Genomic DNA, 819 nt, shown 5'->3' with positions numbered 1-819 from the left:
CAGGCCCGCTACGGTGGGGGCTTCCATGAGTGCACGGACGCTGATTTCACAGTCGAAGGTTTCCTGCACGGCGGCTACGACACGCATCGCAGAGAGCGAGTTGCCGCCCAGGTCGAAGAAGGAGTCGTCCACGCTGACTCGCGGCAGGTCGAGAACCTTCGTGAAAATGCCGGAGATAATTTCTTCAACCGGAGATGACGGCGCTCTGTGAACGCCGCTGGCGAATTGCGGCTCGGGCAACGCCCATTTGTCCAGCTTGCCGTTGACAGTTAACGGCAACTCGTCGATGACCATCACCACGGCCGGAACCATGTACGCAGGCAATCGCGCGGCAACTCGTTCGCGCAGCGCCCCACCATCGATTCCCGCAGACACCTCGGTAGGTACGACGTAGCCAATCAACTGCTTGCCGGTATCGGTATCACGGGCCACCACTGCCGCACGCTCCACTCCGGTCAAGGCAGCGAGTGTTGCTTCCACTTCACCGATTTCGATGCGGTAACCACGAATCTTCACCTGATCGTCAGAGCGACCCACATACTCCAGCTCGCCGTCGTGATTCCAACGAACCAGATCGCCGGTGCGATACATCCGCGAACCCAAAGGGCCGAGCGGACACGCGACGAATCGCGATGCCGTCAAGCCCGGCCGTCGCACATAACCGCGTGCCACACCCCGCCCCGCGACATACAACTCACCAACCACACCGATCGGAACCCGCCGCAAACCGGAATCCAACACAAACAACGCATCACCCGGCACCGGCGTACCGATAGGAGCTCCATGACCAGGCTTCATGGGCGCACTCATAGAGGCGTA

The 819-nt window shown here is 60.8% G+C and carries 1 protein-coding gene; it reads right to left on the bottom strand.

Annotation, left to right across the window (positions count from 1 at the left end; translation table 11 throughout):
- The coding region (locus tag CH294_RS27130; protein ID WP_141215490.1) for a phosphopantetheine-binding protein at positions 1-819 on the bottom strand (819 nt) is incomplete at both ends.

Origin of the sequence: Rhodococcus sp. 14-2483-1-1 (genome assembly GCF_002259335.1) — a bacterium.
In the GTDB taxonomy this organism is placed as follows: domain Bacteria; phylum Actinomycetota; class Actinomycetes; order Mycobacteriales; family Mycobacteriaceae; genus Rhodococcoides.
Note: the sequence above shows the minus strand (reverse complement) of the source record. Positions and strands in the feature narration are given on the sequence as shown.